Source organism: Rhodovulum kholense (assembly GCF_003053725.1).
Classification (GTDB): domain Bacteria; phylum Pseudomonadota; class Alphaproteobacteria; order Rhodobacterales; family Rhodobacteraceae; genus Rhodovulum; species Rhodovulum kholense.
The window spans coordinates 136,780-155,229 of record NZ_QAYC01000001.1; the positions used below are offsets into that span (position 1 = coordinate 136,780).

Here is an 18,450-nt window from a genome sequence, read left to right on the forward strand (position 1 = left end):
CGCCCGGCGAATTTTCTGAATCCTGCCGGTGGGCCGTGCCTGGCAACTCCGACCTAACCGGCAAGCAATTCCGACCCAATCCAGACCGTCGCGGCGATCCCCGCGGTGGTCAGCAATGCGGGACTTTCCGGACGTTCGTGGCGGCAGGAAACCGTGCTCCGTGTGGCGGCTTTCCCTGGCGCCGATAAAGCCCTCATTCTCGATGGCCACTGACGAGAAAAGGGCCATCGAGAAAGAGTTATGCCACCACGACTTGTCGTCAGAGATTCATGCCGCCCGTAACCTCAATCCGCTGTCCATTGACCCAACCGAAGTCATCCGTGAGGAGGCTGGAGATCACCGGGCCAACGTCTTCGGGGCCGCCGACGCGACCGAGTGCGGTGCGGGATGCCAGCGCCTTTTTGACCTCAGGGTTGTCGCGAGTGACACCGCCGCTGAAGTCGGTTGCGATCGCTCCGGGCGCGACCACGTTGACGGCGATACCGCGCGGACCAAGCTCCAGCGCCATGTAACGTGTCAGGGTTTCCACCGCCGCCTTCATCGGCCCGTAGATTGCCCGGCCCGGGTAGGCGAAGCGCGTCAGCCCGGAGGAGATATTCACGATGCGACCTCCGTCACTCATCAATGGCAGAAGGGCTTGGGTCAGCAGGAACGGTCCCTTGAAATGCACCGCAAATTGAGTGTCCAATTCTGCTTCGGTTCCGTCTGCGAGGGTCGCCGTAGAGGAGATCCCCGCATTGTTCACCAGGTAGTCGAAGCGGTCGGCTCCCATCTGGGTGAGGGTGGTGCGAACGCTGTCAGCGAAGTTCGGGAAGCTCGACGCCTTGCCGACATCAAGCTGAAGCGCGGCCGCCTGTGCCCCAGCCTGCTGGATGTCCGAAACCACCTTGTCGGCCTCATCCTGCCGGGTGTGATAGGTGATGATGGAAGACACGCCGCGTTGAGCCAAGTGGAGGGCGGCATCCCGGCCCATACCTCTGCTGCCACCGGTGATGATTGCGATAGATGCTGTGCTTTTCATGAATAATCTCCTTGTGGGGGAGATATAGACAAGGCATTTGTTCAGGATAAGGTGGTTATAAATCTACATTCTGTACGGAAAATTGCACAATGAAGAGTGACTTCGCCGCGGCCCGCGCCTTCATTGCGGTCGCCACAGCCGGTGGCTTTCGTGAGGCGGCCAAGACATCCGAGATGAGCGCGTCCAGCCTGAGTGGCGCGGTAAGGCGGCTTGAAGATCAGCTCGGGCTCCGGCTGTTGAACCGCACGACCCGCAGCGTCACCACCACAGAGGCCGGGACACATCTGCTGCACCGCCTTCAGGCCGCGATGTTGGAGATGGAAGCGGCGCTGGAGAGTGCAAATGAATATCGAGGCACGCCGAGCGGCACGCTCCGGCTGAATGTTCCTCTGGGCGTTGCGCGGCTTGTCCTGCCACACCTCTTGCCCGGGTTTTCAGAGGCTTATCCGGATGTCCGGGTAGAGATCATCGCGGAGCACGGCGTCGTAGATATCTTGGCTGCGGGATGCGATGCCGGTATCCGCTATGACGATAAGGTGACGAAGAACATGGTGCTTACGCCCATCGGGCCGTCGCGCCAGAGATTTGCCACCGCTGCCTCGCCCGCCTACCTGGCACGGCATGGGTATCCCCTTCATCCGCAGGATCTGGATCGGCATGCCTGCCTACCGGCATTCGTCGGGGGCGGTCATCCGATGCCCTGGGAATTCGACAAAGAGGGCGAGATCATCCGCGTGGAGGTGCAAGGTCCTGCGACCGTCGATGTCACTGCAGTCGATCTGGCGGTTTCGATGGCGGTCGAGGGGCGCGGCATTGTTCATCTCTACGAGGAATGGCTGCAGCCGCAGATTGTAAGCGGCGCACTGGTGCCGGTCTTGGAGCCTTGGTGGCAAAGCTTCGACGGGCCACTGCTCTTCCATCATGGACGCGAACATGTGCCCGCGCCTTTACGCGCTTTCATTGAGTATATGTGCCTGCACAGGTGGTAACCACAGCGTAACGGCAATGGTCGTTAAGGGCTCGTTCCTGCCGTTCGCTGCATTCTTCACGAATGACAGCTTCTCCCCTGTCTGTCCTTCATGCGGAGCGCCGTGAACCGGGTCAGTGAAGCGACACAAAAGTCGGTTTTGCTTTGCCACTTATACTGACCGAAGACTGACAGAGGGCTGGGCGCCCTCCGCGCTCAGCCGCGTTTCCGGCGCGGGAGGCCCGCTTCGGCCTCGGGGCTGATCCGGCCGCGGCGCGCGGGCAGCTCGGCCATGATCCGGCGGCGCTCGGCGGGGGTCATGCTGCCCCACATGCCGATTTCTTCCATGCTGCGCAGGCAGCCGATGCACAGCCGGCTGTCCCAGTCGACGCGGCAGGTGCGGATGCAGGGGGTCTCGATCGGGGCGTCGGTGTCGGTCATGGCGCGGCGGTCAGGTTCCGTAGTCTGTCCAGCAGTCCCTGAAGGATATAGCCCGCGGCCACATGGTCAATGACCTCGGCCCGGCGCCGGCGCGAGGTGTCGGCCTCGAGCAGCGCGCGTTCGGCCGCGACGGTCGACAACCGTTCGTCCCAGAACCCGATGGGCAGCTCGGTCAGCCGCGACAGGTTGCGCGCGAAGGCGCGGGTCGACTGGCAGCGCGCGCCCTCGGTCCCGTCCATGTTGCGCGGCAGGCCCAGCACGATCCCGCCCACGGTGCGGCCCTGGGCGATGTCCAGCACCCGCCCGGCATCGAGGGTGAATTTCTTGCGCCGGATCGTCTCGAGCGGGCTCGCCACGGTCCAGAACGGGTCCGACACCGCGACGCCGATGGTCTTTTCGCCGAAATCGAGCCCGATCAGCGCGGCGGGGCGGGTCAACGCCGCCGCGAAGTCCTCGGGGGTGTCGTGCACGCTCACTCGGCCACGCCCGCCGATTGCGCGGCTTGCCGGATGGTGGCCAGCGCATCGGGCTGGGCGGCAAAGGTCTGCTGCGCCTCGGCCCAGATGGCACCCGCCTGCTCGCGGTCGCCAAGCACGCCGAGCGCGCCGATCAGCCGGGCCCATTCCTCGGGGCTGCCGCCCTGATCTGCGAGCCGCGCCGACAGCCGGGCGACCATGCCGCGGATCATTTCCTGCCGGGCCTCGGGGGTCATGTCCTCGGCCGCGGCCATGTCCTCGGCGCTGGGTCCGGGGGCGCCGCCAGCGGCGGGCATGGGCGGCAGCTGATAGCGTTCGTCGCCCGCATACCAGGCGAGGTTCGGCATCTGCTCGCGCACGATGGGAAGCCACGGGTCATCCGCCTTCGACACGTTCAGCAACTCGCGCCAGACCCGGAAGGCGATGTCGGGCCGCCCGGTCTGGATATGCATGAGCCCCCAGTAGTAAAGCGCCGTGCCGTTCTGCGGATTGCGGTTCAGCGCCTGTTCCAGCGCGGCCTCGGCTTCGGGCGACACATAGCCCGAGCTGGCCAGCACCATCATGTCGGCTTCGGTCGCGTAATCGTTGGCGGTGGCCTGGGCGCCCTTCAGCGCGATCACCTTCGCCTGGGCCTCGTAGGCCGCCTTGAAGTTGCCCAGCGCCGCCTCGTTATGGGCCAGAAGCTCCAGCCCCTGCAGATCGTCGCCGCGCTCGGTCACCACCTGGCGGAGCTTTTCGACCAGTTTCAGATGTTCGGCGTCGGGGGTGGGCAGGCCGGGCATCGGCGGGGCCTTGGCCTCGGCCTCGGCCTGACGCATCCGGGTTTCGCGGTAGTCGGCGGCCTCGGACTTGCGCAGATCGAGCGGCTGGTCGGCATAGCCCGGCGCGCCATTGTAGCTGTAGGTGATCCAGGCGCCGCCCAGCAGCACGGCCAGCACCGCGATGCCTGCCACGAGGCTCAGCGCCTTCGGGGCCTGGCCGGTCGCGGCCTGACGCGCGAGCTTGCGGTCGGCCTCCAGCACCCGGCGCGACACCTCGGTGCGGATGCGCGCGGCTTCGTCCTCGGCGATCACGCCGCGCGCAAGGTCGCGCTCGACCTCGTCGAGCTGTTCGCGATAGACGCGCAGGTCGTAGGCTGCGGCCGGTTCGTCGCCGCGGCGGCCCCGGATCAGCGTCAGCGTCAGAACCGCGGCGATCACGGCGGCCATGCCGATGGCGACGACGATAAAGGTCATGGGATAGGGGCCCCCTCTCTGCCTGCCCCAGCCGATCTAGTATGCTTGGCCCGGTTTCGAAAGACCAAAGCGGTTCGACCCCTTGCCTTCGGCGCCGGTGTCGCGTTCTTTTGATGGCATGCCGCTGGCGGGCAGGGGGGCGCCGGAGCAGGGTGCTTAAACGGGGCCAAAGAGCCCGCAAACCCAAGGGGATTCGCCCGTGGCCATGAAACGCTATTCCGCATTCGCCATTGCCCGTGAGGCCGCCAGCTACCATGAGGGCTGGGAAAAGGCCTGGGCCTCGCCCGAACCCAAGGCCCGCTACGACGTCATCGTGGTGGGCGCGGGCGGGCACGGCCTCGCCACGGCCTATTATCTGGGCAAGAACCATGGCGTGCGAAATGTCGCAGTGATCGAGAAGGGTTGGCTTGGCGGCGGCAATACCGGCCGGAACACCACGATCATCCGCTCGAACTACCTGCAGGACCCCTCGGCCGCGATCTTCGAGAAGGCGCGGTCGCTCTATGACGGGCTGAGCCAGGATCTGAACTACAACGTGATGTTCAGCCCGCGCGGCTGCCTGATGCTGGCCCAGTCCGAACACGAGGCGCGCGGCTGGAAACGGACGGCGGCGGCCAACGTGCTGCAGGGCATCGACACCGAATATGTCGATGCGAAGCGCGTGAAGGAGATCGTGCCGATCATCAATATCGACGGGCCGCGCTATCCGGTTCTGGGCGCGCTCTGGCAGAAGCGGGGCGGCACCGCGCGCCACGATGCGGTCGCCTGGGGCTATGCCCGCGCCTGTTCGGCCATGGGGATCGACATCATCCAGCAATGCGAGGTCACCGCGGTCCGGCAGAAGGCGGGCAAGGTCACCGGGATCGAGACCACCAAGGGGGCCATCGACTGCGGCAAGCTCGCGATCGTGGTGGCGGGCCATTCGGGCGTGCTGGCCGAGATGGCCGGGTTCCGCCTGCCGATCGAGTCGGTGGCGCTGCAGGCGCTGGTGTCGGAGCCCATCAAGCCGGTGATCGACACCGTCGTCATGGCCAACACCGTGCATGGCTACATGAGCCAGTCCGACAAGGGCGAGCTGGTGATCGGCGGCGGCGCCGACGGGTTCAACAACTACACCCAGCGCGGCAGTTTCCAGCATGTCGAGGACACGATCCGCGCCCTGATCGAGACCTTCCCGATCATCTCGCGGCTGAAGATGCTGCGCCAATGGGGCGGCATCGTCGACATGACCGGCGACCGCTCGCCGATCCTGTCGAAAACGCCGCTTGGCAACTGCTTCATCAATTGCGGCTGGGGCACTGGCGGGTTCAAGGCGATCCCCGGCTCGGGCTGGGCGATGGCCGAGCTTGTGGCCAAGGGCGAGCCTGGGCCGCTGGCGGCGGAATTCGGGCTCGACCGCTTCGGCGCGGGCCGGTTCGTCGATGAAAGCGTCGCCGCCGGGGTGGCGCATTGATGCCAGCCGCCGGTCCCGCCGCTTGGCCCTCGGCTGCGACAGCCCGACTCGCGCCGGTCTCCCGTCCCGGTCAGCCTTTACAGGCCGTTAACAGCCGCGCTCCAGGCTCTGCGCACCTGAGCCGCGGTGTCGCAGACGGGCGTTCTGGTCCTTTGGTCGTCTTGACCCATCCCGCGGTTTGCATAAGTTGCGCCAAAAGCAATTCGGAGAGCCGCGCATGTCTGAGAATAACTCGAGCTACGACGAACTGGTGCCCGCATCCGCTGCCAAGTGGATCGGTCTGGTGGGGGGGGTGCTCTTCCCGCTGTTCCTCGGCGTCGTCGGCGCCCATGTGTACTATGCCGGAAGCGGCACCCAGCAAGCCCAGGTCTTCCCGCTTCCCGACGAATAATCCGGGGGCCCGTCACCGCGCCCCCGTCCGCCAGTCACTGAACCGGACCGAGGGGGCGCGATGCTTGTCCTGACTTGTCCCTGCTGCGGCGCCGCCGCAGAGGAAACCGAACTGGCCCCGGGCGGCGAGGCGCATATCGCGCGCGTCGGCCCGGGCGCGGATGCCGAGGCATTCGAGGCCTATCTCTTCCATCGCAAGAACCCCAAGGGCGTTCACTTCGAACGCTGGCGCCACGCCCATGGCTGCGGCAAGTGGTTCCATGCGGCGCGCAACACGGTGACGCTGGAAGTCTACGGCACCTATCCCGCCCAGACCCCCGAGCCGCCGCGCGAGCTTCTCGACAAGATTGCCGCCCGGGTGCCGGGCTTTGCCTGGGAGGGCCGGGCATGAGCTTTCGCCTGTCTTCGGGCGGTCGCCTGATCGACCGCAGCGCGCGTCTGGGATTTGCCTTCGACGGGGCCGAGTGCCACGGGTTCGCGGGCGACACGCTGGCCTCGGCGCTGCTGGCCAATGACCGGATGCTGGTCGGCCGGTCCTTCAAGTATCACCGCCCGCGCGGCATCGTCGCCTCGGGTGCCGAGGAGCCGAACGCCCTTGTGGGTCTTGGCACCCGCGGCCGGTTCGAGCCGAACCAGCGCACCACCACGACCGAGCTGTTCGACGGGCTGGTGGCGGAAAGCCAGAACCGCTTTCCCTCGCTTGCCTTCGATATCGGCGCGATCAACAGCAAGCTGTCGCGCTTTCTGCCCGCGGGCTTCTACTATAAGACATTCCTCAAGCCCGCGGCCTTCTGGGAACACATCTACGAACCGCTGATCCGGCAATCGGCCGGACTTGGCCGGGCGCCGTCCGAGCAAGATCCCGACAGCTACGAACATTTCCACGTCCATATCGATGTGCTGATCGTCGGCGGCGGGGTCGCCGGGTTGCAGGCGGCGCTGGTCGCGGGCCGGGCGGGCGCGCGGGTTCTGATCGTCGAGCAGACCGCCCATTGGGGCGGTCGCGCTCCGGTCGACGGGGTCGAGATCGAGGGGCACCCGGCCGAGGCCTGGGTCGCGCAGACCGTGGCGACCCTGTCTGGCATGGCGAATGTCACGCTCCGGCTGCGCTGTCAGGGCGTGGGCATTTACGATCACGGCTTTGCCCTGGCCCATGAGCGGCTGACCGACCACGCACCGGACGCGGGCGGCCCGCGCCATCGGTTGTGGAAGATCCGCACCCGGCAGGTGATCGTCGCGGCCGGGGCGCTGGAACGGCCGCTGGCCTTCCCGGGCAATGACGTGCCGGGCGTGATGCTGGCCTCGGCGGTGCGCGACTTCGTGGAGAACTGGGCGGTCGCGCCCGGCCGCCGCACTGTCGTTCTGACCAACAATGACGACGCCTATCGCACCGCGCTGTGCCTGCTGGAGGCGGGGCTCGAGGTGCCCGCGATCCTCGACACCCGCGCCGTCGCCGACGGGCCGCTGGCAAGGACCGCGCTGAAGGCCGGGATCGAGGTCCGGACCGGCATGACCGTGGTCGATGTGGCGGGCGGCAAGCGGGTCCGGTCGGTCGGGATCGGTCCGGTCGACGGCAAGGGCTATCCGACCGACCGCATTGCCTGCGACGCGGTGGCGATGTCGGGCGGCTGGTCGCCCGCCGTCCATCTGTGGTCCCATGCGGGCGGCAAGCTGTTCTGGGACGCCAAGCAGGCCAGCTTCCGCCCCGATGCCGAACGCGCGCCGAAATCCCATGACGGGGGCACCTTCGTCCACGCCGCGGGGGCCGCGAATGGCGCGCTGCTGGCCAAGCGCTGCCAGCTCGATGCGGCGCGGGCCGGGGCGGCCGCGGCGCTGGCCGCGGGCTTTGACGCCGAACCGGTCGATGCGGTCGCCTCGGCGCCCGAGCAGAAGCCGGTCGAGCCCGCCTGGATCCTGCCGCGCCGGGCGGGGCCCGAGCTGAGGATGAAGATGTTCCTCGACTACCAGAACGACGTGAAGGTGTCGGACGTCCAGCTGGCCGCGCGCGAGGGCTATGAAAGCGTCGAACATACCAAGCGCTACACAACGCTCGGCATGGCGACGGATCAGGGCAAGCTGTCCAACGTCAACGGTCTGGCGATCCTGGCCGATGCCCTGGGCGCCGAGATCCCGGCCGTCGGCACCACGACCTTCCGGCCGCCCTACACGCCCCTGACCTTCGGCGCCATCGCGGGCCCCGGCATCGGCGAGACCTTCCAGCCGTTGCGGCGCACGCCGATGCAGGACTGGCACGAGGAGCAGGGCGCCCATTTCGAACCTGTCGGCCACTGGCGCCGCCCCTATTGCTACCCCCGCAAGGGCGAAAGCCACGGCGCCGCGATCCGGCGCGAGGTTCTGGCGGTCCGCGAGGCGGTGGGGCTGCTCGATGCCTCGACGCTGGGCAAGATCTTCGTCAAGGGGCCTGATGCGGGCGTCTTCCTCGACCGGGTCTATACCAACATGATGTCGACCCTGAAGGTCGGCCGCTGCCGCTATGGCCTGATGTGTTCGGAAAACGGCTTCCTGATGGATGACGGCGTGGTGGCGCGGCTGTCCGAAGACAGCTTCCTGTGCCACACCACCTCGGGCGGGGCCGAGCATGTGCACCAGCACATGGAGGAATGGCTCCAGACCGAATGGTGGGACCTCAAGGTCCATGTGGTCAACCAGACCGAACAGTTCGCCCAGATCGCCGTCGCGGGCCCGAAGGCACGCGAGGTGCTGGACCGGCTGGGGGGCATGGATCTGTCGAAGGAGGCGCTGCCCTTCATGGCCTGGACCGAGGGCGAGCTTGGCGGCTTCCCGGTGCGGGTCTACCGGATTTCCTTCTCGGGCGAGTTGAGCTTCGAGATCGCGGTGCGGGCCGGGCAGGGGCGGGCCTTCTGGGATGCCTGTCTGGCGGCCGGGGCCGATCTGGGGATCGCGCCCTATGGCACCGAGGCTCTGCATGTGCTGCGGGCCGAGAAGGGCTTCATCATGATCGGCGACGAAAGCGACGGCACGGTGATCCCGCAGGATCTGGGGCTCGACTGGGCGGTGTCGAAGAAGAAGGACGACTTCATCGGCAAGCGCGCGCAGGAACGCAGCCACATGACCGACCCGACCCGCTGGAAGCTTGTCGGGCTGGAAACGCCCGACGGGTCGGTCCTGCCGGACGGGGTCTATGCGGCGGCGCCGGGGCGCAATGCCAATGGCCAGCGCAACACGCAGGGCCGCGTGACCTCGACCTACTATTCGCCGACGCTCAGGCGGGGCATCGCCATGGGGCTTGTCCTGCACGGACCCGACCGCATGGGCGAGGTGATCGCCTTCACCTGCGCCGATGGCAGCACGCGCGAGGCCCGGATCGTCAGCCCGGTCTTCTACGACCCGGAAGGGGAGAAACAGAATGTCTGAACCCGTGACTGCATCGGTGTCGGCGCCGGTTTCCGCCCTGGGCGGCTTCCGCGCCGACGGGCTGGCCCGGATCGAGGAGGGGCCGCTGCAGGGCATGATCGCGCTCAAGGGCGATCTGGCGGATGCGAAGCTCCGCAATGCCGCGACCGGGGTGACCGGCATCGACCTGCCGGGCGAACTGGAGGGGACCATCGAGGGCGACCGGGGGCTCGCCTGGATGGCGCCGGACGAATTGCTGCTGTTCCTGCCCTATGCCGAGGTGCCGCGCACGATCGAGACGCTGGGGCGCGCGCTGAAAGCACGCCATGCCACGGTCGCCGACATGTCGGACGCGCGCGCGGTCTTCCGGCTTTACGGCACGGGCGGGCGCGAGGTTCTGGCCCGGCTGACACCCGCCGACATGGCGCCCGGCGCGTTCCGGCCCGGCGGTTTCCGGCGGACCCGGCTGGCCCAGGTGCCCGCCGCGATCTGGTGCGAAAGCAACGACCGCTTCGGGGTGATCTGTTTCCGCTCGGTGGCCGTATACGTCCGGGACCTGCTTGCCGCTGCGACGGCAGCGCCCTCTGCGGACTATTTCGGCAGAGGGGGTTGACGATCTGGCTTTGCGCTCTCCATCTAGGCCAAAGTGACGCAGTTCGTTAACGAAAAAGGAGGTCTTTTGATGGCTTTCGAACTTCCCGCCCTTCCCTATGCGCATGACGCGCTGTCCGACAGCGGCATGTCCAAGGAAACGCTGGAATATCACCATGACATTCACCACAAGGCTTATGTCGACAACGGCAACAAGCTGATCGAAGGCACCGAATGGGCCGACAAGCCCGTCGAGGAGATCGTCAAGGGCACCTATCAGAGCGGCGCGGTGGCCCAGTCGGGGATCTTCAACAACGCCTCGCAGCACTGGAACCACACCCAGTTCTGGGAAATGATGTCGCCGAAGCCGGTGGCGATGCCCTCCGAGCTTGAATCGCGCCTGAAGGACGCCTTCGGCTCGGTCGAGAAATTCAAGGAAGACTTCGCCGCCGCCGGGGCCGGTCAGTTCGGGTCCGGCTGGGCCTGGCTGGTGGTCGATAGCGACGGCACGCTGAAGGTCACCAAGACCGAGAACGGCGTGAACCCGCTGTGCTTCGGCCAGACCGCGCTTCTGGGCTGCGACGTGTGGGAGCATTCCTACTACATCGACTTCCGCAACAAGCGGCCGGCCTACCTGACCAACTTCCTCGACAAGCTGGTCAACTGGGAAAACGTGGCGCAGCGTCTGTCGAACGCCTGACGCTGCCGCGATCGATCCGGCCCCCCGGATCGCCTGACCTCATCGGACCCCGCCCGGCCTCCGCGCCGTGGCGGGGTTTCTCTTTCCGCGCGGCCGCGGCTCCGGCTTTCCTTCGTGCGGGCGTTGCGCTAAAGCGCAGCCAACCAGACGGGAGAGCCCCATGAGCGAGCGGAAGAACGGCCTGACCTATGCCGAGGCGGGCGTGGATATCGACGCAGGCAATGCGCTCGTCGAGCGGATCAAGCCGGCCGCCAAGCGGACCGGGCGGGCCGGGACCGTCGCCGGGCTGGGCGGGTTCGGCGCGCTGTTCGATCTGAAGGCTGCGGGCTATCTCGACCCGGTGCTGGTGGCCGCGACCGATGGCGTCGGCACCAAGCTTCGGATCGCCATCGATACCGGCCATCTCGACGGGGTCGGCATCGATCTGGTGGCGATGTGCGTCAACGATCTGGTCTGCCAGGGCGCCGAGCCGCTGTTCTTCCTGGACTATTTCGCGACCGGCAAGCTTGAGATCGACGAGGCGGCGCGGGTGATCGAGGGCATCGCCGAGGGCTGCCTGCGCTCTGGCTGCGCGCTGATCGGGGGCGAGACCGCCGAGATGCCGGGCATGTATCATGGCGGCGACTTCGATCTGGCGGGCTTTGCCGTCGGCGCGATGGAACGCGGCCACGATCTGCCCGCCAACGTGGCCGAGGGCGACGTGCTTCTGGGGCTGGCCTCGGACGGGGTGCATTCGAACGGCTATTCGCTGGTCCGCAAGGTGGTCGAGGTCGCGGGCCTTGGCTGGGACGCGCCCGCGCCCTTCGCCGACGGCCCGCTGGGCGCCGCGCTGCTGGCGCCGACCCGGCTTTACGTCAAACCGGCGCTCGCGGCGATCCGGGCGGGCGGTGTGCACGGGTTGGCCCATATCACCGGCGGCGGGCTGACCGAGAACCTGCCGCGCGTGCTGCCCGAGGGCCTGGGCGCGACGGTCGATCTGTCGACCTGGGATCTGCCGCCCGTCTTCCGCTGGCTGGCCGAAACCGCCGGGCTGGCCGAGGCCGAACTTCTGAAGACCTTCAATGCCGGGATCGGAATGGTTCTGGTCGTGGCCGAGGACCGGGCCGAGGCGCTGACGGCGCTTCTGGCCGAGACGGGCGAGACCGTGGCCCGGATCGGCCGGGTCGGGCCGGGGCAGGGGGTCGCCTACGAGGGACGCCTGCTGTGACCGACCCCAAGCGCGTTGCGATCCTGATCTCGGGATCGGGGTCGAACATGGTGGCGCTTGCCGAAAGCATGACCGGCGATCATCCGGCGCGCCCGGTGCTGGTGCTGTCGAACGATCCGGGCGCCAAGGGGCTCGACCGGGCGCGCGCCATCGGCATTCCGGTTGCCGCCGTCGATCACCGCCCCTTCGGCAAGGACCGCGCGGCCTTCGAGGCGGCCTTGATGGACCGGCTGGCCGAGGCGCGTCCCGACATCCTGTGCCTTGCCGGGTTCATGCGGGTGCTGACCCCGGGGTTCACCGAGGCCTGGGCCGGGCGGATGCTGAACATCCACCCCTCGCTCTTGCCCAACTATCGCGGGCTTCATACCCATGCGCGCGCGCTCGAGGCGGGCGATGCCGAGGCGGGCTGCACCGTCCACGAGGTCACGGCCGAGCTCGATGGCGGGCCGATCCTCGGCCAGGCGCGGGTGCCGGTGCTGCCGGACGACACCGCCGACACGCTGGCCGCGCGGGTGCTGGTGCAGGAACATGCGCTTTATCCGGCCGTTCTGCGCCGCTTTGCGGCGGGCGACCGGACGCCGGTTCTGCTGCCCTGAGCCGCGTGCCATGTTGCGAAGGCGGACAGTCAGGGCGATGCGGCCTTTCCATTCTCCGGCGGTTTTACTATCACGAACGGGTCGGGGTTCTTGCGAGGTGCTATCGGTTTCATGCGGGCTGAGATGAAGACACTGACCACGACCGAGGCGCTGGCCGCCTTCTGCGAGGAGGCCGCGAGCGCCCCCTATATCACCATCGACACCGAATTCCTGCGCGAGCGGACCTATTACGCCAAGCTCTGCCTCGTGCAGCTGGCGCTGCCCGCGCGCGACGGAACCGAGGGCGCGGCCGTGCTGGTCGACCCGCTGGCGGGCGATCTGTCGCTCGAGCCGCTTTACGGGCTTTTCCGCAATCCTTCCGTGGTCAAGGTGTTCCACGCCGCCCGGCAGGATCTGGAGATCTTCTTCACCGAAGGCAAGGTCTTCCCCGAACCGCTGTTCGACACCCAGGTCGCGGCCATGGTCTGCGGCTTCGGCGAACAGGTGGGCTACGAGACGCTGGTCCGGAAGATCGCGCGGGCCAATCTCGACAAGACCTCGCGCTTTACCGACTGGTCGCGCCGGCCGCTGTCGGACGCGCAGAAATCCTATGCGCTGGCCGATGTCACCCATCTGCGGGTGATCTACGAATATCTCGCGGCCGAGCTGGAAAAGACCGGCCGGGCCAAGTGGTTGCAGGAAGAGCTGAGCGTCCTGACCGACCCCGCGACCTATATCGTCCACCCCGAAGAGGCCTGGCGCCGGGTCAAGACCCGCACCCATTCGGGCAAGTTCCTCGTCGCGGTCAAGGAGCTGGCGCGGTTCCGCGAAACCTATGCCCAGGCCCGCAACATTCCGCGCAACCGGGTCTACAAGGACGACGCGCTGCTGGAGCTGGCTTCGACCAAGCCGCAAAGCTTCGAGGACCTGTCGCGCTCGCGGCTGTTGTTGCGCGAGGCGCGGCGGGGCGAGATTGCCGAAGGGATCATCGCGGCGATTGCCGCGGCCGCCGAGACGCCCCAGGCCGACTATCCGACAATGCCCGACACCGACGACAAGCTGCAGGTGAACCCGGCGCTGGCCGATCTTCTGCGGGTGCTGCTGAAGGCCAAGTCTGAAGAGGCCGGGGTGGCGCAGAAGCTGATCGCGACCGCCTCCGAGCTGGACGCCATCGCCGCCGGGCGCCGCGACGTCCCGGCGCTGCGCGGCTGGCGGGCCGAGGTCTTCGGCGATGACGCGCTGCAACTTTGCGCGGGCAAGATCGCTCTGGCCGCCAAGGGCAGCAACGTGGTGGTGGTGCCGCTCTAGGCGACGGGCGGGACGGCCCCGTCCGCGGGGCTCACCTGGGTCGTTTGCATTCGTAGGCGCGGGCGATGAGGCGCTTGTTCCGGTCGCGCCAGTAGATCGCCTCGCTCGACGTGTTGCGGGAGCTGAACGCCCTCACCTTCGCATCGCTGACGGCTAGCTTCCGTTCCAGTTCGCTGCAAGGGATATATTCGGGGGGCGTTTCGGTCTCGATGAGCCGCGCCTGCGAGGCCGCCGTCGGGCCCTGACCCGTCGTCAGGGCGGTGTCGTTGGGCTGGCAGGCGGCAAGGACGGTCGTGCCGCAGACGATTAGGGAAACAAGCCTGATCTTCATGATGTCCTCCGTCACCGTGACTGTCTGGTCGGTCCGTGCACGGAGCCGCGCATCACCGCGCGGGACCGTGTTATCTTGGCGACCGGCCGCCTTAGCGGCGCGCCTGGCGCTGGTTCTGGGCGCCGCGCACGAGGATGGTGCGGATGCCTTCGAGATCCTGATCCGACAGGAACCGCGCGGCCGTGACCAGCCGCGACGGCTCGGTGCCGACGGGGGTGGCGGTGCCGGGGGACGCGATGCGGAAATCGTAGACCAGCGTGTCGGTCGGGGCGTCGGCATCGGATTCGACCCGCACCAGTTCAGCATTCCAGAACCCCTGACGGACCGGCAGACCGGTCGCGGTCACGATGGCGCCGCCCGGGGCGCGGTCGATGCTCATCTCGACCACCTGGTCGACCAGCGCGCGCGGGTCTTCGTCCTTGGCGGTCCGGACCTGCGTTTCGGTGGTCTCGGCCTCGGTCGAGCTGCGGAACCAGTTGAACGGGTTGATCCGCGACTCGCGCACGGTCCCGCAGGCGGAGAGGGCGAGCGCCGCGCAGAGCACGGCCGAAAGCGATGATTTCATGGGCAGGCCCCCGGTTGCTTCGTCCAATCGGTTAGCCGAAACCGGCGCGGTTGAAAAGCCGGTCTGGCCCCGAAGCTGGACCTTTGCCCGGGCCGGGGCTAGTCAGGGACAGTCAGGCAAGGAGAGACGACGTGGCAAGTGAGGCCTTCGAGGAGATCGTGGACACTTTCGAGTTCCTGGAGGACTGGGAGGACCGCTATCGCCATGTGATCGAAATGGGCAAGGCGATGGAGCCCCTGTCCGAGGCGTTCAAGGTGCCCGCGACCAAGGTCGACGGATGTGCCAGCCAGGTCTGGCTGATGGCCGATGTCGAGGGCGAGGGGCGTGAGGCGATCTATCACTTCAAGGGCGACAGCGATGCGATGATCGTCAAGGGGCTGATCGCGGTGCTGCGGGCGCTTTACGACGGGCTCACGGTGGTTGAGGTGCTTGAGACCGACGCGGGCGCCCAGCTGGCGCGGCTGGGGCTCGACGAGCACCTGTCCTCGCAACGCTCGAACGGGCTGCGCGCCATGGTCGAACGCATCCGCACCCAGGCCGCGGGCGTCGCCGAAGGGGTCTGAGCCCTCGCGCCCCTCAGCCGGTGAACCGCACCGCGCCGATATAGGGCAGGTTGCGGTTGCGCTGGGCATAGTCGATGCCGAAGCCCACCACGAAGCGGTCGGGGATCTCGAAGCCCACCCAGCGCGCGCGCACGTCGACCTCGCGCCGCGACGGCTTGTCGAGCAGCGCGCAGCATTCCAGCCGCGCGGGCTTGCGGCCGTTCAGCAGGTGCAACACGTGTTTCAGCGTGTGGCCGGTATCGACGATGTCCTCGACCACCAGCACGTCGCGGCCGCCGATCTCGCCGCGCAGGTCCTTCAGGATGCGCACCTCGCGCGACGAGGTCGTGGAATTTCCGTAGGACGAGGTCTCGATGAAATCGACCTCGACCGGCAGGTTCAGCTCGCGCACCAGATCGGCGATGAAGATGAACGAGCCGCGCAACAGCCCGACGACGACCAGCTTTTCGGTATCGGCGAAATGCGCGGTGATCTCGCCCGCCAGCGATTCGACGCGGGCCGCGATGGTCTTGGCCGACAGCAACTCGTCTATGACATATGGTCTCTCGGCCATGGGTCCCCCTTGATTTTGCCGGGTTTCTAGCAGACATGGCGTCCCATTGTCAGCAGCGAACCGGGACCCATGCCGCGCCATTCGGAAAACCGCGAGATGCCATACACCGCCCAGCAGATGTACGATCTGGTGGCCGATGTCGGGTCCTATCCGCAATTCCTGCCCTGGACGGCTGCGGCCCGCATCCGCTCGCGCACCGATTACGGCGACCGCGAGCTGATGGAGGCCGATCTGGTGATCTCGTTCAAGGTGTTCCGCGAACGCTTTGGCAGCCGGGTGACGCTTTGGCCCGGGCGCATGCGGATCGATACCGAATATCTCGACGGGCCGTTTCGCTATCTGAAATCGCACTGGCAGTTCGAGGACGTGGCCGAGGGCCGCTGCAAGGTCGAGTTCTTCGTCGACTTCGAATTCAGGAACCGGGTGCTGCAGGGCGTGATCGGTGCGGTCTTCAACGAGGCGATGCTGCGGATCGTGCGCGCCTTCGAGGATCGGGCGAGGGCGCTTTACGGCACGCGGCCCTGAGGCCCTAGGTTCGCGGCGCGCCGAGCGCCCCCAGCAAAAGCGCCAGGGCATGATCGCGGGTCGCGGCCCGCACCCGGTCGCGGCCAAGCGCGCCGAATTCGACGGTCTCGGTGCGGGTTTCGGCGCCGCGCCGGGCGAGCCCGAAGCAGACCCGGCCTTCGGGCTTGAACTCGGACCCGCCGGGACCTGCGATGCCGGTGACGGCAACGGCCAGATCGGCCTCTGACCGGGCCAGCGCTCCGGCGGCCATTTCGGCCGCGACCTCTTCCGAGACCGCGCCATGGGTGTCGAGCGTTTCGCCCCGGACCCCCAGCATCGCCTGCTTGGCGGCGTTCGAATAGGTCACGAAGCCCCGGTCGAAGACGGCGGACGAGCCTGGAATGTCGGTGATGGCAGCGGAGATCATGCCCCCGGTGCAGCTTTCGGCGGTGGAGATCACGAGGCCCGCGGCACGGGCCCCGGAAACGAGGGGTTCGGCTGTTTCGGTCACATCAGGAAGATATGCGAGAGTGCGGTCAGCGCAAGCACCAGCACCGCCGTGGCGACGCCCGCCAGCACGTCGTCCAGCATGACCCCGATCGGCGTCTTCATCCGGTCGGCGCGGCCGATGGGGCCGGGTTTCCAGATGTCGAAGAGCCGGAAGCCCAGAAAGGCCGCGATCCAGCCCGGATAAAGCGCGGTCGCGTCGACCCCGGCCGCCGCCGCCCCGATCGAGACCGGCAGCAGCGCGATCCACATCCCCGCGACCTCGTCGATCACGTATTCGGACCGGTCCGGGTCAGGGGCGCCGGCCGCGGCCTCGCGCACCGCCCAGATGCCGAGCGGGATCACCGCAAGCGTCGCGAAGGCGGTCAGGAAGACCCCGCCGATCACGTCGAGCGCCCAGAAGGCGGGCATCGCCGCCAGCGAGCCCCATGTGCCCGGGGCGGGGCGCATCCGGCCCACGCCGAAGACGGTGGCGATCTGCGTGGCGAGGCTCATGGCGCCACCAGCGTCACGGTGGCCAGCGCCGCGATCCCTTCCTCACGCCCGGTGAACCCGAGCCGTTCAGAGGTGGTCGCCTTGACGCTGACCCGGGCCTCGTCCATCCCCATCAGCCGCGCCATCTCGGCGCGCATCGCGCCCGCGACGGGGCCGATCTTGGGCCGCTCGCAGATCAGCGTCAGATCGACATTGGCGATGCGGAAACCGCGTTCGGCCGCCAGCGCGACCGCGTGTTTCAGGAAGATCTCGCTGGCCGCGCCCTTCCATTGCGGATCGGAGGGCGGGAAATGCTGGCCGATATCGCCTTCGGCCAATGCGCCATAGATGGCGTCGGTGACGGTGTGCATCCCGACATCGGCGTCGGAATGGCCTTTCAGCGCCTTGTCATGCGGCACCTTGATGCCGCAGAGGATCACCCCGTCGCCCTCGCAGAAGGCGTGCACGTCGAACCCGTTTCCGGTGCGAATGTCCATGTTTCTCTCCCGCAGGACCCGCTCGGCGCGGGCGAAATCCACCTTGTGGGTGATCTTGAGATTGTCTTCGTCGCCTTCGACGATGGCCACGTCAAGGCCTGCCGCCAGCGCCACCTCGACATCGTCAGCCGCCCCGCCCGGATGGGCCTGATGGGCGGCGAGGATGGCGCGCAGGTGAAAGCCCTGGGGCGTCTGCGCGCGGAAAAGCCCCTCGCGCGGATGCGGGGCCGCGACCTTGCCGTCGCGGCCGCGCCACAGCGCATCGGTCACCGGCAGGGCGGGGGCGGCGCCGGGGCTGTCGTCGAGCGCGTTGATCACCCGGTCGATCAGCGCGGCCGAGACCATCGGCCGGGCGCCGTCATGGATCAGCACGCGCGTCGTGCCTTCGGGCGCGGCGTGCAGCCCGGCCATCACCGAGGCGTCGCGGCTGGCGCCGCCCGGCACGGTCGCGACCTCGGCGGGGCTGTCGGCAAGGGCAAGCTCGAACAGCGCGCCGTCCTCGGGGTGCAGCACCGCGACGATGGCGCCGATCCGGGGGTGGCCGGCAAAGGCCTCGATCGTGCGGGCCAGAACGGCACGCCCGGCAAGATCCTGATATTGCTTGGGCTTGTCGCCCCCCACCCGGGTGCCGCGGCCCGCGGCCACGATGATCGCCGTGACAGTCATGTGTCGCCCCCCTGCTGCCCGTCGGGGTTTTAGGCGGGGCGCCGCTGCGGG

At 67.7% G+C, this 18,450-nt stretch carries 22 protein-coding genes; 12 read left to right on the forward strand and 10 right to left on the reverse strand.

Annotated features, from left to right (window positions below):
- Window positions 1–259 precede the first annotated feature (259 nt).
- On the reverse strand, window positions 260–1,021 hold the full coding sequence (locus C8N38_RS00625; RefSeq protein WP_108022913.1) for an SDR family NAD(P)-dependent oxidoreductase: 762 nt from the start codon (window positions 1,019–1,021) through the stop codon (window positions 260–262).
- An 89-nt stretch (window positions 1,022–1,110) separates the two neighbouring features.
- Here C8N38_RS00625 and C8N38_RS00630 point away from each other — a divergent pair, with 89 nt between their 5' ends.
- The gene (locus C8N38_RS00630) at window positions 1,111–2,010 is read left to right on the forward strand and encodes a LysR substrate-binding domain-containing protein (RefSeq protein ID WP_108022915.1); all 900 of its coding nucleotides are present in this window, start codon (window positions 1,111–1,113) and stop codon (window positions 2,008–2,010) included.
- Window positions 2,011–2,204: 194 nt separating this feature from the next.
- Here the strand turns inward: C8N38_RS00630 and C8N38_RS00635 are convergent, their stop codons facing one another.
- From C8N38_RS00635 to ccmI, 3 genes are read right to left on the reverse strand one after another with little or no spacing between them, the layout of a single operon-like run.
- A complete protein-coding gene (locus C8N38_RS00635; protein WP_108022917.1) occupies window positions 2,205–2,429 on the reverse strand; it encodes a DUF1289 domain-containing protein in 225 nt (74 codons plus the stop codon).
- Window positions 2,426–2,905 carry a Holliday junction resolvase RuvX gene (ruvX, locus tag C8N38_RS00640; protein WP_245895465.1) on the reverse strand — a complete coding sequence of 160 codons (480 nt, stop codon included), beginning with the start codon at window positions 2,903–2,905 and terminating at the stop codon, window positions 2,426–2,428. Before ruvX ends, C8N38_RS00635 begins: the two co-directional genes overlap by 4 nt.
- Window positions 2,902–4,140 carry a c-type cytochrome biogenesis protein CcmI gene (gene ccmI, locus C8N38_RS00645; RefSeq protein WP_108022921.1) on the reverse strand — a complete coding sequence of 413 codons (1,239 nt, stop codon included), beginning with the start codon at window positions 4,138–4,140 and terminating at the stop codon, window positions 2,902–2,904. The genes ruvX and ccmI overlap by 4 nt, the downstream gene beginning before the upstream one ends.
- Before the next feature lie 205 nt (window positions 4,141–4,345).
- On the opposite strand from ccmI, the gene C8N38_RS00650 reads away from it, so the two are divergent.
- The 9 genes from C8N38_RS00650 (at window position 4,346) to rnd (ending at window position 13,739) form a co-directional block, all read left to right on the forward strand.
- Window positions 4,346–5,593: a sarcosine oxidase subunit beta family protein gene (locus tag C8N38_RS00650; protein ID WP_108022923.1), complete on the forward strand. Its 1,248-nt coding sequence runs from the start codon at window positions 4,346–4,348 to the stop codon at window positions 5,591–5,593.
- 217 nt (window positions 5,594–5,810) lie between these two features.
- Window positions 5,811–5,984, forward strand: a complete 174-nt coding sequence (locus C8N38_RS21325; protein ID WP_158272268.1) for a hypothetical protein — start codon at window positions 5,811–5,813, stop codon at window positions 5,982–5,984.
- A 60-nt stretch (window positions 5,985–6,044) separates the two neighbouring features.
- A complete protein-coding gene (locus C8N38_RS00655) occupies window positions 6,045–6,374 on the forward strand; it encodes a sarcosine oxidase subunit delta (RefSeq protein WP_108022925.1) in 330 nt (109 codons plus the stop codon).
- On the forward strand, window positions 6,371–9,379 hold the full coding sequence (locus C8N38_RS00660) for a sarcosine oxidase subunit alpha family protein (RefSeq protein WP_108022927.1): 3,009 nt from the start codon (window positions 6,371–6,373) through the stop codon (window positions 9,377–9,379). The genes C8N38_RS00655 and C8N38_RS00660 overlap by 4 nt, the downstream gene beginning before the upstream one ends.
- Window positions 9,372–9,971: a sarcosine oxidase subunit gamma gene (locus C8N38_RS00665; protein ID WP_245895466.1), complete on the forward strand. Its 600-nt coding sequence runs from the start codon at window positions 9,372–9,374 to the stop codon at window positions 9,969–9,971. The genes C8N38_RS00660 and C8N38_RS00665 overlap by 8 nt, the downstream gene beginning before the upstream one ends.
- A gap of 69 nt (window positions 9,972–10,040) precedes the next feature.
- Window positions 10,041–10,649, forward strand: coding sequence for a superoxide dismutase (locus C8N38_RS00670; RefSeq protein WP_108022930.1), 609 nt, complete (start codon window positions 10,041–10,043; stop codon window positions 10,647–10,649).
- A 160-nt stretch (window positions 10,650–10,809) separates the two neighbouring features.
- Window positions 10,810–11,856: a phosphoribosylformylglycinamidine cyclo-ligase gene (gene purM / locus C8N38_RS00675; protein WP_108022932.1), complete on the forward strand. Its 1,047-nt coding sequence runs from the start codon at window positions 10,810–10,812 to the stop codon at window positions 11,854–11,856.
- The gene (purN, locus tag C8N38_RS00680) at window positions 11,853–12,452 is read left to right on the forward strand and encodes a phosphoribosylglycinamide formyltransferase (protein WP_108022934.1); all 600 of its coding nucleotides are present in this window, start codon (window positions 11,853–11,855) and stop codon (window positions 12,450–12,452) included. Before purM ends, purN begins: the two co-directional genes overlap by 4 nt.
- A gap of 123 nt (window positions 12,453–12,575) precedes the next feature.
- Complete coding sequence (gene rnd, locus C8N38_RS00685; protein ID WP_108022936.1) at window positions 12,576–13,739, forward strand: ribonuclease D; 1,164 nt, start codon at window positions 12,576–12,578, stop codon at window positions 13,737–13,739.
- A gap of 31 nt (window positions 13,740–13,770) precedes the next feature.
- Here rnd and C8N38_RS00690 read toward each other — a convergent pair whose 3' ends face one another.
- Both C8N38_RS00690 and C8N38_RS00695 read right to left on the reverse strand, forming a co-directional pair.
- Window positions 13,771–14,070, reverse strand: coding sequence for a hypothetical protein (locus C8N38_RS00690; RefSeq protein ID WP_108022938.1), 300 nt, complete (start codon window positions 14,068–14,070; stop codon window positions 13,771–13,773).
- Window positions 14,071–14,161: 91 nt separating this feature from the next.
- Complete coding sequence (locus tag C8N38_RS00695) at window positions 14,162–14,635, reverse strand: hypothetical protein (protein WP_108022940.1); 474 nt, start codon at window positions 14,633–14,635, stop codon at window positions 14,162–14,164.
- 131 nt (window positions 14,636–14,766) lie between these two features.
- Between C8N38_RS00695 and C8N38_RS00700 the strand changes: the two genes are divergently transcribed.
- A complete protein-coding gene (locus C8N38_RS00700) occupies window positions 14,767–15,198 on the forward strand; it encodes a SufE family protein (RefSeq protein ID WP_108022942.1) in 432 nt (143 codons plus the stop codon).
- Between the two features lie 13 nt (window positions 15,199–15,211).
- Here the strand turns inward: C8N38_RS00700 and hpt are convergent, their stop codons facing one another.
- Complete coding sequence (hpt, locus tag C8N38_RS00705; RefSeq protein ID WP_108022944.1) at window positions 15,212–15,751, reverse strand: hypoxanthine phosphoribosyltransferase; 540 nt, start codon at window positions 15,749–15,751, stop codon at window positions 15,212–15,214.
- Between the two features lie 69 nt (window positions 15,752–15,820).
- Between hpt and C8N38_RS00710 the strand changes: the two genes are divergently transcribed.
- Window positions 15,821–16,276 carry a type II toxin-antitoxin system RatA family toxin gene (locus tag C8N38_RS00710; RefSeq protein ID WP_108022946.1) on the forward strand — a complete coding sequence of 152 codons (456 nt, stop codon included), beginning with the start codon at window positions 15,821–15,823 and terminating at the stop codon, window positions 16,274–16,276.
- Window positions 16,277–16,280: 4 nt separating this feature from the next.
- Here C8N38_RS00710 and C8N38_RS00715 read toward each other — a convergent pair whose 3' ends face one another.
- The 3 genes from C8N38_RS00715 to C8N38_RS00725 are packed head-to-tail and all read right to left on the reverse strand — an operon-like array spanning window position 16,281 to window position 18,399.
- Entirely contained in the window at window positions 16,281–16,766 is a 486-nt protein-coding gene (locus tag C8N38_RS00715) for a CinA family protein (protein ID WP_108022948.1), read from the reverse strand.
- A complete protein-coding gene (locus C8N38_RS00720) occupies window positions 16,763–17,257 on the reverse strand; it encodes a phosphatidylglycerophosphatase A family protein (RefSeq protein ID WP_108022950.1) in 495 nt (164 codons plus the stop codon). Before C8N38_RS00720 ends, C8N38_RS00715 begins: the two co-directional genes overlap by 4 nt.
- Window positions 17,254–18,399: a bifunctional 2-C-methyl-D-erythritol 4-phosphate cytidylyltransferase/2-C-methyl-D-erythritol 2,4-cyclodiphosphate synthase gene (locus C8N38_RS00725; RefSeq protein ID WP_108022952.1), complete on the reverse strand. Its 1,146-nt coding sequence runs from the start codon at window positions 18,397–18,399 to the stop codon at window positions 17,254–17,256. The genes C8N38_RS00720 and C8N38_RS00725 overlap by 4 nt, the downstream gene beginning before the upstream one ends.
- Window positions 18,400–18,450 lie beyond the last annotated feature (51 nt).

What these genes read in the sequence shown, in the direction of transcription:
- C8N38_RS00695 (WP_108022940.1), bottom strand. Translation starts at nt 14,635, where the DNA reads ATGAAATCATCGCTTTCGGCCGTGCTCTGCGCGGCGCTCGCCCTCTCC.
- C8N38_RS00650 (WP_108022923.1), top strand. Translation starts at nt 4,346, where the DNA reads ATGAAACGCTATTCCGCATTCGCCATTGCCCGTGAGGCCGCCAGCTAC.
- rnd (WP_108022936.1), top strand. Translation starts at nt 12,576, where the DNA reads ATGAAGACACTGACCACGACCGAGGCGCTGGCCGCCTTCTGCGAGGAG.
- ccmI (WP_108022921.1), bottom strand. Translation starts at nt 4,140, where the DNA reads ATGACCTTTATCGTCGTCGCCATCGGCATGGCCGCCGTGATCGCCGCG.
- C8N38_RS00625 (WP_108022913.1), bottom strand. Translation starts at nt 1,021, where the DNA reads ATGAAAAGCACAGCATCTATCGCAATCATCACCGGTGGCAGCAGAGGT.
- purM (WP_108022932.1), top strand. Translation starts at nt 10,810, where the DNA reads ATGAGCGAGCGGAAGAACGGCCTGACCTATGCCGAGGCGGGCGTGGAT.
- C8N38_RS00665 (WP_245895466.1), top strand. Translation starts at nt 9,372, where the DNA reads ATGTCTGAACCCGTGACTGCATCGGTGTCGGCGCCGGTTTCCGCCCTG.
- C8N38_RS21325 (WP_158272268.1), top strand. Translation starts at nt 5,811, where the DNA reads ATGTCTGAGAATAACTCGAGCTACGACGAACTGGTGCCCGCATCCGCT.
- C8N38_RS00660 (WP_108022927.1), top strand. Translation starts at nt 6,371, where the DNA reads ATGAGCTTTCGCCTGTCTTCGGGCGGTCGCCTGATCGACCGCAGCGCG.
- C8N38_RS00630 (WP_108022915.1), top strand. Translation starts at nt 1,111, where the DNA reads ATGAAGAGTGACTTCGCCGCGGCCCGCGCCTTCATTGCGGTCGCCACA.
- C8N38_RS00725 (WP_108022952.1), bottom strand. Translation starts at nt 18,399, where the DNA reads ATGACTGTCACGGCGATCATCGTGGCCGCGGGCCGCGGCACCCGGGTG.
- C8N38_RS00710 (WP_108022946.1), top strand. Translation starts at nt 15,821, where the DNA reads ATGCCGCGCCATTCGGAAAACCGCGAGATGCCATACACCGCCCAGCAG.
- hpt (WP_108022944.1), bottom strand. Translation starts at nt 15,751, where the DNA reads ATGGCCGAGAGACCATATGTCATAGACGAGTTGCTGTCGGCCAAGACC.
- C8N38_RS00720 (WP_108022950.1), bottom strand. Translation starts at nt 17,257, where the DNA reads ATGAGCCTCGCCACGCAGATCGCCACCGTCTTCGGCGTGGGCCGGATG.
- C8N38_RS00670 (WP_108022930.1), top strand. Translation starts at nt 10,041, where the DNA reads ATGGCTTTCGAACTTCCCGCCCTTCCCTATGCGCATGACGCGCTGTCC.
- C8N38_RS00635 (WP_108022917.1), bottom strand. Translation starts at nt 2,429, where the DNA reads ATGACCGACACCGACGCCCCGATCGAGACCCCCTGCATCCGCACCTGC.
- C8N38_RS00655 (WP_108022925.1), top strand. Translation starts at nt 6,045, where the DNA reads ATGCTTGTCCTGACTTGTCCCTGCTGCGGCGCCGCCGCAGAGGAAACC.
- C8N38_RS00690 (WP_108022938.1), bottom strand. Translation starts at nt 14,070, where the DNA reads ATGAAGATCAGGCTTGTTTCCCTAATCGTCTGCGGCACGACCGTCCTT.